General features: G+C 55.4%; 10 protein-coding genes. 7 read left to right on the forward strand and 3 right to left on the reverse strand.

Annotated elements, in window-relative coordinates; translation table 11 throughout:
* Positions 1–169 precede the first annotated feature (169 nt).
* The 3 genes from ABJK56_RS15290 (at position 170) to lptB (ending at position 4,981) form a co-directional block, all read left to right on the forward strand.
* Positions 170–1,741 (forward strand): twin-arginine translocation signal domain-containing protein, encoded by a 1,572-nt coding sequence (locus ABJK56_RS15290; RefSeq protein WP_347245539.1) that lies wholly within the window; start codon positions 170–172, stop codon positions 1,739–1,741.
* Between the two features lie 392 nt (positions 1,742–2,133).
* On the forward strand, positions 2,134–3,933 hold the full coding sequence (lepB, locus tag ABJK56_RS15295) for a signal peptidase I (RefSeq protein ID WP_347245540.1): 1,800 nt from the start codon (positions 2,134–2,136) through the stop codon (positions 3,931–3,933).
* A gap of 250 nt (positions 3,934–4,183) precedes the next feature.
* Positions 4,184–4,981, forward strand: coding sequence for an LPS export ABC transporter ATP-binding protein (lptB, locus tag ABJK56_RS15300; protein WP_347245541.1), 798 nt, complete (start codon positions 4,184–4,186; stop codon positions 4,979–4,981).
* 75 nt (positions 4,982–5,056) lie between these two features.
* On the opposite strand, the gene ABJK56_RS15305 is transcribed toward lptB, so the two are convergent.
* A complete protein-coding gene (locus tag ABJK56_RS15305) occupies positions 5,057–6,283 on the reverse strand; it encodes an inositol-3-phosphate synthase (RefSeq protein ID WP_347245542.1) in 1,227 nt (408 codons plus the stop codon).
* A 716-nt stretch (positions 6,284–6,999) separates the two neighbouring features.
* Here ABJK56_RS15305 and ABJK56_RS15310 point away from each other — a divergent pair.
* Positions 7,000–8,202, forward strand: a complete 1,203-nt coding sequence (locus ABJK56_RS15310; RefSeq protein WP_347245543.1) for a pyridoxal phosphate-dependent aminotransferase — start codon at positions 7,000–7,002, stop codon at positions 8,200–8,202.
* Between the two features lie 56 nt (positions 8,203–8,258).
* On the opposite strand, the gene ABJK56_RS15315 is transcribed toward ABJK56_RS15310, so the two are convergent.
* Positions 8,259–9,815 carry a divalent metal cation transporter gene (locus tag ABJK56_RS15315; protein ID WP_347245544.1) on the reverse strand — a complete coding sequence of 519 codons (1,557 nt, stop codon included), beginning with the start codon at positions 9,813–9,815 and terminating at the stop codon, positions 8,259–8,261.
* Positions 9,816–10,115: 300 nt separating this feature from the next.
* Here ABJK56_RS15315 and ABJK56_RS15320 point away from each other — a divergent pair, with 300 nt between their 5' ends.
* The gene (locus tag ABJK56_RS15320; RefSeq protein ID WP_347245545.1) at positions 10,116–11,708 is read left to right on the forward strand and encodes a glycoside hydrolase family 172 protein; all 1,593 of its coding nucleotides are present in this window, start codon (positions 10,116–10,118) and stop codon (positions 11,706–11,708) included.
* 50 nt (positions 11,709–11,758) lie between these two features.
* Here ABJK56_RS15320 and ABJK56_RS15325 read toward each other — a convergent pair whose 3' ends face one another.
* Positions 11,759–12,331, reverse strand: a complete 573-nt coding sequence (locus ABJK56_RS15325) for a hypothetical protein (protein WP_347245546.1) — start codon at positions 12,329–12,331, stop codon at positions 11,759–11,761.
* Positions 12,332–12,620: 289 nt separating this feature from the next.
* Between ABJK56_RS15325 and ABJK56_RS15330 the strand changes: the two genes are divergently transcribed.
* Entirely contained in the window at positions 12,621–13,046 is a 426-nt protein-coding gene (locus ABJK56_RS15330; protein WP_347245547.1) for an Rrf2 family transcriptional regulator, read from the forward strand.
* A 110-nt stretch (positions 13,047–13,156) separates the two neighbouring features.
* Positions 13,157–13,771, forward strand: coding sequence for a hemerythrin domain-containing protein (locus tag ABJK56_RS15335; RefSeq protein WP_347245548.1), 615 nt, complete (start codon positions 13,157–13,159; stop codon positions 13,769–13,771).
* Positions 13,772–13,800 lie beyond the last annotated feature (29 nt).

The following is a 13,800-nucleotide window of genomic DNA, read 5'->3' on the forward strand; positions in this document are numbered from 1 at the left end:
TGATCAAGTTAGAGAAATTCGAAACACGTTTTTGCACATCACCATTGAAACAGCGGGCAGCGCGTCTCACAATAGTGGACGCGGAATAGTTTCGGTGCCGCGCAGCGCCTTGCAGGTCGGGCCCACGCCGGAACTTGCGAACTTCACCGGGAACGAAGGGAGAACGGTTATGGAACGCGCACTATCTTTGACCGCCTGCCACTGTTGCCTCAGCCGACGACAATTTCTCCGCGGATGTGCCGGATGTGGCGCCGCTTCATTGGCAGCCGGGTTACCCGCAACGGGTTGGGCCACCGAAGCGGTAACAGCTTCTCAGCCGAAAGTTCGGGTGCGACTGGTGTTTGCCTGCTGGGCCCTGGTGCAGGATCGTCCGACCTGGCCCCATATTGGTCACGACATGCGACCGGAAATCGAACGCATCACCAATGCACTCCGCAATGGTTGTCCCGATGTGGAATTTCTCCCCACCGTAGCCCATAGCCCTGCAGACGCTGAGAAGATTCTCGCGCAGCATGAGGCCGACAAAATCGATGGCTATCTGGTCTACAACATGAACAACTGGATTCAGGTGTTTCATTCGATTGCCGCTTCTGGGCACCCCATGCTGCTTGCCGACTATATCTACGCGGGAAGTGGCGGCTTCCTGGTGTACGGGTCACAGTTACGAAGGAAATACAAGAATTTTTCCCTGATCGGTTCATCCAACACCGAGGATCTTATCGCGGCCGCTCGGTGTTTTTCCATCCTGAAGACGCAGGGGGTGGACGCATTCGTCGCAGCGTGTGATCGCGTTCGGCAGGAAAGGACTCCCCCTCCGCGATTGACTAAGGTGGCCGAGGATAACCTGGAGCTAGCCTCCGTTGGCAACTGCTTGGAGAGCATTAAAAAGGCCAAAATCATCACAGTCGGCGGTGGCAGTGAGACGCTGGCCAGAAGTATTGGGGAACGACTGGGAATCGAGGTTGTGCAGGTGACTTTTGAGGAAATGGCAGAGGCCGCTGACAAAGTTGATCGAGATGCCGCGGACGCGACGGCCGCCCGTTGGAAATCAGAAGCCCAAAAAGTCATCATCGACAATCCCGACGAGACGCTGCGGCTTTCGGCTATCAATTATCTCGCTCAGAAAGCGCTCCTGGAAAAATACCAAGCTGAGGCCATCACGATTAATTGTTTGGGCGGATTTTACAGCGGAAAACTCAAGGCCTATCCGTGCCTTGGCTATGTGGAGCTTCTCAACTCCGGCATGGTCGGGGCCTGCGAAGCCGATCTCAATTCCACGGTGACCATGGTAGTCATGAATCATTTGGTGCGGCGACCGGGATATATCTCGGATCCTGTGATCGATTCCTCGAAACGTCAGATAGTCTATGCCCATTGTGTGGCCACCACCAAGCCGTTCGGCCCCCAGGGACCAGCCAATCCCTACGAAATTCTCACCCATTCAGAAGATCGCCGGGGAGCTTCTGTCCGATCGTTCCTGCCGGTCGGTTACATGACATCCACTCTCGAGATTTTTGCCGATCGGAAACAAATCCTTTTCCATCGGGCGGTGGCGGCGGAAAACGTTGTCATCGACCGTGCTTGCCGTACAAAGCTGGCCTGCGAGGTCCCCGGCGACTTTGAGAAGCTCTTCCTGGGCTGGAGCGGAGGATGGCATCGCGTCACCTTCTACGGAGACCTGGCTGAACCGGTCCGCGATCTCGCCCAGGCTCTCGGCTTTGAGCTGGTAGAAGAGGCCTGACGCCGCCAGGCTTCCCAATTCCCTGTTGCCAGACTGCGGGCTGGCCGTCCCTGTTACGCGGATGCGTGGATCGTTGCGCGTCGCCCAGCGAATCGCACGATCTGCCCGGTTCGAATGGCGGCCGGGACTACCCGCTCTTGGTTTATTTTCCAATTGGCCAGGAAGATAAGTTGTGCGCGTCGGAGGCTGGGCTTCAGCACGACTTGGCCTCGCCGATCTGCCTAAGATTAAGGTAGAATAAGTTTTTCGCAGTTCAGTCCGCTACGGCTGGGCGACCCGATTCCGATGGAGCGACTTGGCCGGGGGCATGACCCGAGGGAATGAGGTTTGGTTCCAGGAGTGAGTTCAAGCCGATAATCTATCAACCTCTCGAAAAGAAGCCTGGTTCAACAATGGGAGCTTCGCACACATCCGTATCTGGCAAAGGCGGAAAACAGCCGAGTTCCGGAGAAAAGGCAGTTTCTCGGGGCGTTTCTCCCACCCAACGGCAATCCCAAAAGGCAGAGTACCCTCGTTCGAACTGGCTGCGGGAAGTAGCGGAGGCCATCTCCATCGCCCTCATTCTGGCCTTTCTGTTCCGCGCATTTGAAGCGGAAGCCTTCGTGATCCCAACGGGATCCATGGCACCCACGCTGATGGGGCGGCACAAGGACCTCACATGCGAGCAATGCGGTTTCGCCTTCCAAACCGGGGCCAGCGAAGAGGTGGACAAACTGACGAACCGTCGGACAGGTACGTACGTCGTCAGTGCCACCTGCCCCAATTGTCGCTACACGATGTACGTCGGCCCCAACAAGAGAAATGGCCGTCAAACGCCGTCCTACAAAGGCGACCGCATTCTCGTCTCAAAATACGAATATCACCTGTCACAACCACGGCGGTGGGATGTGATCGTCTTCAAATACCCGGGTGACGCGTCCACAAACTTCATCAAACGGCTGGTTGGTCTTCCGAACGAAACGGTCAGGATTTATCACGGAGATATTTTCATTCGTCGGGAAAACGAGTCAGGATTTTCTATTGCGAGAAAGCCACCCGCCAAGATTCTGGCCATGCTGCAACCGGTTTATGACGATGATCATCCACCCAAGAAGCTTCTCGAAGCGGGATGGCCCGAAAGATGGCAGGCGGAAGAACAGCAGGAAGACATGTGGAAAACATCCCGGCAGACTCGGGAGTACACAGTGACGGCCACCTCTGGCCAGGAGGCTTGGTTACGTTACCGACATTTTGTTCCCTCGTGGGAAGTCTGGGAAATGGTGAGTCAAGGGCTGCCGGTGGATTCGCGTCAGGTTCAGCCGCAGCTTATCAGCGACTTCATGGCCTACAACACCAATCAAGGCGAAGACGCCGAAGAATTGAGGAATGCCTTGGCGCAAAGCGTTATTCCTCCTCGCGGTGAGCAGCTGGGTTTACACTGGGTCAACGACCTCGCTGTCGAGTGTGAAGCGGAAGTCGCACCGCCGGGAGCGGAGATTATCTTTGAGCTCACCCGGGGTGGCCAGGTTTTTCGAGCCCGAGTGGATTTCGCAGCGGGGCGGGCAACGTTCGAAGGGGTAGGTGATCCGCGCTTTGTGGAGACCGTATCCCTGAGCCGACAAGGGCCGGGACGCTACAAAATTCGTTTTGCCAATGTAGATCAGCAGCTTGTTCTATGGGTCAATGAGCGTCCAGTTACTGTGGAATATGAAACGGACTGGCACGGTCCCACGGTCAGCGACCTGGAACGTCCCGTTCGAATCGGCGTCCGACAGGGAACGGTCACGCTGCGCCATTTGAAGGTTTACCGCGACGTGTATTACATCGCTCACGAGCGCGGGTCCGGGTTCGTGATGCATGACTTTGATTGGGATCAATCCCCCTATCGTTATCTGGGCCGCGGATTCTTCTCGCCAGACGAATTTCGTAAAAAAGTCGCCGAAGTGATGTCTGATCCCTCGCAGTGGGACTTTTTTAACACCGGACACGCCCTGGAATTCAGTCTGGGGCCAAAACAATACTTTGTCCTGGGAGACAACAGTCCGCAAAGCGAAGACGGCCGATTCTGGACCAAGGAACATTACGTGAGGGAAGAGCTTTTAGTGGGCAAGGCCTTAGCTGTCATTTGGCCACACTCCCTGGATCGCATTCCGGGGACAAATATTCCCATCCGGTTTTTCCCGAACTTCTGGCGGATGAAAATTGTCCGCTAGAGCGCACCCCAATAACACAAATTGCTCTTTTGACAATGGCGGGCGTCCTACCCGAATGTGCCCCCGGTCGCACGGTGTCGGACTAGCGCGTAAAGGGCTGTGTGCCAGGGATCCTACCGACCCGGGGTTTCGCGATCAGCTCGTGTGCGTTGAAATTTGGTATTCTCTGAAAAACCGTTTTCTGACAAAATGGGCGCCTTGGCGGGATGTCGTTCGCATTGCGGAAGAACCCTGCGAGAAGGAGCCCCACATGCGCCTGCTAGTCGGTAAGTCCAACCCAGGGGAAACGGAAGTTGGCCCGCATATCCGAGCGACGCCGGGTGCCATCCTTGCCGCATGTGGTCTGGTGAAAAGTTTTGGCAAACGTCGGGTGGTGGACGGCGTGAGTTTTGAGGTCTGGCCGGGCGAGATTGTGGGCCTGCTCGGCCCAAACGGGGCGGGAAAAACGACAAGCTTTCGGATGACGTGTGGTCTCATTCGTCCCGACGCCGGTCAGGTTTTCCTGCAGGGCAAGGACGTCACTCACTGGCCTATGCACCGCCGAGCACGCGAGGGCGGCATGAGTTACCTCGCCCAGGAATCCAGCGTCTTCCGCAAACTTACTGTGGAAGAAAATCTTCTGGGCGTGATGGAGCTATTGGGTTTTGATCGCCGAACCCGTATCCGGCGCTGTGCCGAGTTGCTCGAGCAGTTCGGCATCACCCACCTGGCAAAGGCGAAAGCGGCAGGGCTGTCAGGCGGTGAACGTCGACGTCTGGAAATCGCACGCGCGCTCATCGCCAACCCGCGGATTATTCTTCTCGACGAGCCGTTCACGGGTATCGATCCAGTGACGGTGGACGCAATTCAGGAAATCATCCGTTCTCTCCGCGCCCAGGGGATCTCTATCCTCATCACAGACCATCAGGTGCGGGAAACCCTTCAGGTGACAGACCGAAGCTATGTTATCCGAGCGGGAAAGGTCCTCTGTCATGGGACACCGCAGGAAGTCCTGGCTAATCCCGAAGCCCGCAAACATTACTTCGGTGACGATATGCACCTGACGTAACTGGAAAGTCATCCTACGAGTTGCGTTCCAAACCGGATCGTTCTGTGGATGGTCGTTGTTCAGAGCGCGGAAAACCTAAGGTTCCTCTTCTGTCAGCTCATCTACCCAGGATAGAAGTCGGGCAAACTGTTTGCCGAAGTCGTGCTCCGTGGCGCCCTGAGGGCTCTTGAAGAAGCACGCGAGAAACGGCATAAGGCCCACATGCCCGGCACGGATGGCCCGTTCGGTCAATCGGGCAAGATCGAGAATAAGGGGTGCGGCGAGAATAGAATCGCATCCTTGCCAGATCACCTGGAGGACCATCGGTACGCCCAGAAAACCAGTAAAGTGAACATGATCCCAAGCCGTTTTCCAGTCGCCTAGGTCCTCCAGATATTCAATGGTCACGATCGTAGCCGGCTTGTAGCCGAGGATCTCTGATAACACACGATCTTTAGTGGCGACTTTGCTTTGCTTGTGATTGGGGCTATCCAAAATCTTTCCGTCGAGATTTCCGAAAATATTGTGCCCCACCCAGCTCAGCACGCGGAGATTTCTCGCACGAAACATCGGTGCAAGCACCGTTTTGAGCAGGGTTTCACCAGTTTTTCCGTCGCAGCCCATATAGGCCACTTTCCGGCGCTTGGCCAGCTCGTCCAGCGCAGGCAGGTTGCAACCCAGCGACGGCGTGAAATTCACGTACGCACACCCCGCCTGCATTGCAGCGATCGCATAGAGGGTGCTGGGGGGAAGCCAGGCCTTGCTGCTTCGCCGCAGCTCAGCTTCGACCTCGTCATACTTTACCGGAAATCTTTCCGCATCTACAGGCGGTTCCGTCGAGGCCACGTTGACAACCACGACGTGCTCCAGTTCATTCTTTCGGCGAAATCTTTCCAGGTCCTCGCGAATGCGGCTCACCGCGTCCCAGGGAGATTCGTTCTTTGGTACATCGGGTCCAGCAAGCCCCACGATCGTCGGCGAAGCACCCGACACGGTGCCCGGTTGAATCCGCGTCTCCACATCCTCAAGTTCCGATCGAAGCGATTCCACAAACTCGCTATCGAAAGTGCGGTTCTTTCGGGCAAAATCCTGGGCTTCGGCGAGCAGATGAGTGGACCGGATTTCATGACCGCCTAACACCCAGTCACCCCACGGCAAAAGTCCCAGTTTTTGAAACTCCGGGAGAGCGGTCACCATTCCCGTGGAGTCGACCAAATTTCTGCGTAATGCTGATAGTCCCAGGGCTACGCAGGTGCCGATTCCTCCTCTTGCGCCAATCAACCACAAACCAACTTTTCGCCGTCCGGTCGTAATATCGTTCATGGGCACTTTTTCACTCCGAGATGCTCAGTCTTACTTTTCCTAATCACCGACTATTAACTGTGATTCTAACATTGTCTATGCTCCGGCAACGCCTGGCCAGCAAGAGCTGAGTCGCAACGGCCAACCCTCTTGTCCTAAGGAAAGCACGCACTTCTGCGTGGATAGGCGGATGTTCCTTCGATGGCTGGCTGAATGCTGTTCGCAAGCTTTTTAGCAAACCGGATACCATATGTCTGGGTCGCAGAAAACCTAAACCAGCCAAATCACAGAAAAGAGACAAGTCGACAAACCCAACACCCATTGCGCTGCGCGACAGAAATGTCGCGCAACTCGACACGGAAGCTATTACTCCAAGATTTCGTGACAATACTTTGCTCGCTGCTCGAGAGCCAAAACTCACAGCCGCGGGATCGAAGTGTCAGGGGGTGTCAAAAGCCTACCCCTACCGGGCTGAGTTGCGTGGTGCGCACCCCTTTTTAGCGGCACGGTAAAAGCGGGGATAAGGCAGTGGATCTCCCGTTGCGGGCCGACGGCTTCGGGAGGATAATAAGTGGTTTCGCAACACGCCAATTTCCGTTGCCGGCATCGCGCCTGCCAAGTGGGGGTGTTTTGCCGAGGCATGTTTCTTTGTACTATTGGAAACCGTTGGTCGTTAGCCTGATTTGTATTCGCTCGCTAAAGACTAAGAGAACCCCAACAAAGATGTGTCGCAAGCCATGGTCCTCTCTGTGTCAAAACTGATTCAAGCGTTGGAACCGTCCGCTACAATGGCCATGGCCGCGAAGGCCAAGGAATTGAAAGCGAGCGGGCGAACGGTTTATGACCTCAGCCTAGGTGAGCCCGACTTTCCAACCCCAGAGCACATTTGCCAGGCAGCCATCGACGCCATGAAAGCCGGCCACACGCACTACACGGTGGCCAGCGGTATTCCCGAACTAAAGCGGGCGGTGGTCGAGCAGTACAAGGCCCGCTATGGTTTGTCCTACCCACCCCAGCACGTCGTCATTTCCAATGGCGCGAAACACGCCATTCACAACGCGCTGGTGGCTGTGCTCAATCCGGGGGACGAAGTGATTATTCCTGCCCCCTACTGGGTGAGTTATTCAGAGCTCGTCAAGTTGACGGGGGCTGTACCGGTCATCGTGCACACGGATGAATCCAATGGTTTCAAACTGACACCGGAGGCGTTCCGGGCGGCCATCACCCCCAAAACGCGGATGCTCCTTCTGTGCACACCTTCCAACCCGACAGGAACAATGTACAGTCGGCAAGAACTGGAACGGCTCGCACAGGTCGTTCTGGACACCGATCTAGTGGTCTTGGCCGATGAGATCTACGACCGACTGACCTACACATCGGAACCGTTCGCCAGTTTCCCGACGGTGCACCCGGAGTTGCAGGAGCGAACCATCCTGATTAATGGAGTGAGCAAGACGTACGCCATGACGGGCTGGCGGATAGGCTGGGCCATCGCCCCGAACAAAGATGTCGCAGAAGCCATGGCTTCGTTGCAAAGCCAGGAAACTTCCAATCCATGCAGTATCAGCCAGTATGCTGCTGTGGCGGCGATTACCGGCCCCCAGGATTGCGTGGAGACGATGCGGCGAGAATTCGAACGGCGAAAAAACTTTGTGACCGAACGCCTGACTAAAATTCCCGGTGTTTCCTTCGCCCCGATGGAGGGCGCGTTTTATGCATTTGTCAATATCTCCCGGCACCTTGGCAAGCGATACAACGGCACGGTCGTGGAGAATTCTAACCAGTGGTGTCTGGAACTACTCTCCCAGAAAGGTGTTGCCACTGTGATGGGTTCGGCCTTTGGGGCTGAGGGCTACGTGAGGCTCTCCTTTGCCGCGGCGATGGACCAGCTCGCGCGGGCCCTTGACCTTATTGAGGACTTTATTCGCGAGGCAAAATGATTTGTCCCGCGATTAAATGTACCCTGTCCTCCAGCGGGACTGCCTGTCCAGCCAAACTACCGCGACTTCAGATTGTCGTGCGACTGGGCGGCCTGACTGGAGGCAGCCGGCGGATTCAACAACTTGCGAACGGGATCCACAACACGGACCTTGATTTGCACGGCGGTTCCAATCGTTGTTACAGTGATGGCCGCCAGCAAAAGGAGGTTAAAAGCCCATCGGGCGGGCCCCGATCCCACGGCATCGCCGAGGTAACTTCTCTTGTTGGCCATTAAAAAGATCGCCAGATATACCAACGGCAGCATCGTGAGACAAATGGCCGAAGCGAGAATCGGCATCCAGAAGGGATAACCCATGCCGGCTCCCAAAAGCCCGATTGCAGGCGTCAGTGAGAAAAGACGGAATCTGCGACGGGTGTATTCAAGTCCCAGCATCTCACACCAGGTAAACCCGCAGACAACCATGTGAGTGCTGATCGCACCGCATGTCATGGCGAGGAAGCCGAGGTCCAGGATGACCCGCCCGAGGTCAGAATGAACCAGGCTGCTGAACGCCGCTGCCGCCTGAACGGGCTGAAGCCCCGTACGAACAACATCGCGGCCATCGTAAATTGTGTTTGCCATCGCGATAATGATTAGCGATGTCACGATCGTGTAGGGCAAAAACATCGAGCTGAACAGATCCCATTTGGCGAGCCCTTTGTGGTACCTGCCCCACCCTTTCGCCAGGATGGAATAGGGATAGAGAAACGTCATGTTGATTCCGACCGCAGCCCCGAGGGCGCCGAGGACCACGGTCACCCCCTCAGGTGTACTGGGCACATAGAATCCGAAGAAGCCTCTTATCAACTCTCCCCAACGGATGCCTGTCCAAATGACAACAGCCAGAAAGGCGAGAATCACGATGCGAATCACCCACCGGAGAAAGCCTTCGTAGAGTTTGATGCCTCTGGTGTGACTACCGTAGTTCCACACCGTGAAAATATTGATGGCCAGAATACAAAGTGCCGTCCCGTACTTGATGACATACTCCAACCATTTTGGCGTGCTTCCGGCCGAAACACTCGGGGAGGATTGTCTTTCCCCCACATTTTCAGGAGGCGTCGACGCGGCGGGATTGGCTCTCTCAACCACCGCCGACTGAGCGACCTGAGCCAGGTCCCATGCTGCAGCTCCGGCCAGAGTATATTGCGGGAAATGCCAGATAATTGACGCCACAATTGTGCCGAAGGCCCAAAAGAGTGGAACAATGGGGTGAAGCTCTCGGCCAAAAGCACGGTACGGCCGTTCTCCTGTGGTAAGCACGACCTTTGCAAGAGCTGCGAAGATCATCACGCCCAAAAACATCGCCAACGGTTGAACCCAGAGAAGTTTATATCCGAAAGAGGCTCCCGCCATCACCGAAGCCGTCGCACTTCCGGCTCCTAACGTCATGGCGCTCTGAAGCCAGGCCGGCCCCGTCAATTTGGCGTATCCGCGAATCCGTTCCCAAAGGCTCTTTTTCTCCAGTTCTTGCAGGAATTTTTCCTCCTGCGCAAGTTTTTCCGGATCCCATTTGGCCGTCATCGGAAGGCCTTTAGATTCCTCCGGGATCGTGGCAGTCGGACGAGTCATAAGCGTCCCCCGGCAGCTAGCGGTTTCAGCGGTTAAGGTTTCACTAGTATGATCAACCTGACGGGCATCATTTCGAGTAACAATCTAACACGGCTAGCGTTAGGCCGAGTTTAACCAGCCAATGGGGGACTTGCAAGGTCTGCTTGGACTGGGTCTCGCTATCCTTACCGGGCCATTGATTTCGAGTTGGTTGTAGCGGAAACGCCGACTTCCTATGATGGATGCGATTTTAGAAGGCCTGAAGACGGGGGTTTCCGAGGTCAGAAATAGTGTGACGAGATGCCGGGAGAAAATGGTACCATGAGAAGCAAATTCGTAGGGCGAATGTGTACCCTGCTCCCCAGTTTGCTGATCGCGCCCTGGTTGGCTGAGGAAGCGAAGTCGCAGGGAATGTTTCCCGATCTACCGCGGCTATCCGCGGGCAGTACCGCGTGCGAGAACGCCCTTTGGATCGAGACCCCTCTCCACCGCCAGTTCATGCAAAGCAAGCGAGTTGTGGTGGCCGACCTACAAGGTCCTGGAATCATTACGATGATCCATTTTGCATTGCCCGAGCGCATGGCCGCTCAACCCAAGACGTACCGTCTGGGCCGAGAGCTGATCCTGCAAATGTTTTGGGACGATGAGGAATCCCCCAGCGTACAGTGTCCGCTGGTGGATTTTTTCTGCGACCCAGCCGGCGAGCGCGATCGTTTAGAAACAGCCCTCGTGAACAAGAAGCGAGGGTGGAACGCCTATTTCACGATGCCGTTTCGAAAATCAGCACGCGTCGAGCTGCGTTATGACGGGCCAGTCGAACCCGGAAAAGAACTCTGGTCTTTGATGCCCTGTTACAGTTATGTTCTGGCCCAAAAGATCGATTCCCTCCCCGACGACTTCGGTTACTTCCACGCCTTCTGGCGGCAAGAATTGGTTAATCTGGGAAAACAGGACTATATTGCCCTTGCGACAAAGGGTCGGGGTAAGTTCATTGGCTGGAACGTGACTGTCAGATTACCGGGACGGCCTGGTTATCCTGTTGACGAAAACGAGAAATTCTACATTGACGAGGAGTCTGAGCCGTCAATAGAGTTCCAGGGAATCGAGGACTCATTCGGATTCAGTTGGGGTTTTCCTCCCGAGGAGAACACCTTTCTTTTGACAGGGTGGTTCCCGTTCCACAATGAGGGAGCAGCGGCTTATCGCTTCTTCCTTCACGACGCGATTGCATTTCAAAAGTCGCTGGTGGTATCTATAGGCTTCGGGAAAAACGAGCACCCCATGTTTCGAGAACAATTCAGCAGGCCAGGAAATGAACTAGAAATATCTTCCACAGTGTATTGGTACCAGACTGAGCCGCACGAAGCGCTCCCACCCCTTCCACCAGTCGACAAACGCTCACCCACGGAGGTTAACTGGAAAGACCGGGAAGAACTTCCAGATCTCCAAGACCTGGAACGGCGAGGAGTGAAACTTCACCTCCGATGTGGCCGACCGGAAAAGGAGCTCATCTTCGCCCAGGAGGGGTACTCCGCAAAAGTGATTCGTGGATTTGCTTATACCGGCTGGCCGTTTCCGATCTTCCACACTCGAGCCGATGAACAAGAGGTGCAGATTATTTTGACGGTTCCAGCCAAACGTCGCGGGATCCTCCGCCTTTATGTGATCGATCCTGATCACTTTCAGGGTGGACGCCACCAGGAGATTCTGGTCAACGACAAATCATTCGGGGAGGTGCAAGGATTCGATCGCGGGAAATGGCTCGATTTGCCCTTGGATGAATCTTTCACACAAACTGGAGAGATTTCCGTACGGATCAAGAATCTCAATCCCCAATCCAATGCGGTAGTGTCGATTGTCGAGTGGGCGGAGCCAAAGGAAAAAGCCCCGCCGATACCTTATCAGCAGCAATGACGGTGTCACAAATTGGACCGGGCCTGGCGCTCAGGAGGAGCGTCTCTGCTTCACTGTGTGGAAGGCGCGAAAACAGTCACCACAGGGTTTTCCCAGTCCACCAGCACCCCTTCCCGCTCGGAAGCGAATAACTCGTAATGCGTCTTATCCAACGGATCAAGGACAAGTACTGTTTCGCTTTCCTGTTTGCCTGGTAGCCTACCGGCCTTGACCAGTGCGGCGAGTTTGTCCCACCGCGGCGGCCACATCACCAGCGTGTTTTGCGAACGTTTCACCCTCCACCAGATAAACTTTCCGGGCCTGTCCTCCGCCTCTGTAGAGAGAAACATCCAATCACCGGCCTGGCGAAGGTAAAGCTTCATCGTTTTCAGGCTCAAGCCCTGGTCGTTCGACTGAATGAAACCCACCTCGAGAATTCCTTTTTCGGCATCCACCACTCGGGCAACGGCGTGACCCGCTGTACCGGGCACCGTCCATACTCCGTTCCACTCTTCGGGCTTAAGAGTGACAGGATCCAGCCCCATTGGCCCGGTGGAGAACGCAACCTTGCACCCGCTTGACAAAAACGGTATGACCAAGCCGATAACCGCCAGGCACAACCGACACACAACCCGCGCGACCATGGCCATTCCTCCGTTAAATCAGTTCGACGCTCAAAGCATGTCCGGATCTCCGATGACATCAGCCAAGGAGCCGAGGACCGCTGGCAAGCCCCATCCGTATGCCAATCTACACCGTGCAAAACACTAAATCAAACGCTTTTGAGGGAGATAAACTTGCCGGCCGCCGGTGTGCCGTCTGACATCAGAGGTCGGCGCGGACGAAAAACTCTGACGAGAACAAACGACTCTCTTGACAGGAGTGCGATCACAAATATAATCACATGTGAATATCTGAATAAGTTTGTGGGCCATGATGTCGAAAACTGCTATCCACGCAACGACCGCATTGATGATCCTCGCGGAGCTTCCTCCCGGGAGTTTTCTCGGGGCCGACGAGATTGCGCGCCGGGTCAAGGCTCCCCGTAACTACCTGGGGAAGATCCTGCAGAAGCTTGCGGAGGAGGGGCTCCTTGAGTCCCAAAAGGGAAAGGGGGGCGGGTTCCGACTTGCCCGACCGGCCACCGAGATTTCCCTTTATGATATCGTCGAACCAGTCGACAAAATCAGTCGTTGGGAGGGGTGCTTACTGGGGCAGGAACGATGCACCGACTCGGCTCCTTGCCCAGTCCACACTCGCTGGGCCGCGGTGAGGCAGGTGTATCTCAGCTTCCTGAGGGAAACGAAATTGTCTGAACTTGTGCAGAATCAGCGTGGGCTGTGTTGCATGGGCGGATAGCGGCGAAAAATTTTTTGACAGAAAAGTCGATATGTACATGCGATTAACGTGTTAATCTGGGGCCGTGTGATGTTTGGTTTATGTTCCACTTTTTTACAGGAGTTGCAGATATGACGCCTCACAGTCAATCACCCACCGAAATTCTCCGCAACGAACACCGCGTCATCGAGCAGGTGCTCGCTGTCTTGGAGAAGTTAGCGGATAATGCGGCGGACAATGGAAAGATCGATGCGGAAATCGCGTCCCAGGCGCTGGATTTCTTCAGACGGTTCGCCGATCATTGCCACCACGCCAAAGAAGAAGATCTCCTCTTCCCCACACTTGAAGCCAAGGGGTTTCCCCGGGAAGGTGGTCCTACTGGGGTCATGCTTTATGAGCACGAACAAGGCCGGGCCCTCATTCGGCAAATGGGTGAAGCAATCCAAGCAGGCGAAACTGACCCGCAGGCGGCCGCCCAAAAATTCGCCGAGGCTGCCCGGCAATATGTCAATCTTCTCCGCCAGCACATTTCGAAGGAGGACAACATCCTGTTTGTCCTTGCCGAGCGAACGCTGAACGCCAGCGAACAGGCCGAAATGCTTGCCAAATTCCACGCCACGGAAAAAGAGCACGTCGGGGAAGGGGTCCATGAAAAGTATGTAGCTCTGGCTGAGGAGCTGCTGGCCAAGATGGGCATCGCGAAGGAATCTGTGCCGAAAGCGAGCGGTTTCTTCTGCTGCCACTGATTCCATTCTTTGCTGGGAATTCGGGGAAG

Source organism: Thermogutta sp. (genome assembly GCF_039793925.1).
In the GTDB taxonomy this organism is placed as follows: Bacteria; Planctomycetota; Planctomycetia; order Pirellulales; family Thermoguttaceae; genus Thermogutta.